The organism is Pontimicrobium sp. MEBiC06410 (assembly GCF_053601615.1).
This window is the reverse complement of record NZ_JBSHNT010000038.1, coordinates 1-215: the sequence shown is the minus strand read 5'-3', so window position 1 is coordinate 215 and position 215 is coordinate 1. Positions and strand designations below refer to the sequence as shown.

Annotated in this window: 1 pseudogene; it reads right to left on the bottom strand. The window is 48.4% G+C overall.

Features of this window, described 5'->3' with window-relative positions:
• Positions 1–215, bottom strand: a pseudogene (locus tag ACVC08_RS00235) (endonuclease); the annotation flags it as partial.

The window sequence follows — 215 nt, the reverse complement described above, 5'->3', positions numbered from 1 at the left end:
TCATCGGCTTCATCTATGGCATCATCCGTGATTGGAATCACTACATCGACACTCGTGCTTCCTGCTGGAATGGTCACGGTTGTTGTCGTGACTGTGTAATCACTTGTGCCGGCTGTGCCTGTTGTCGTGACAATATCTACTACAACATCTGTTGAACTTACGGTATCTATGCTTACTGGAACGGTTACTGTGCCAGCGCCTTCGTTGACTGTTGC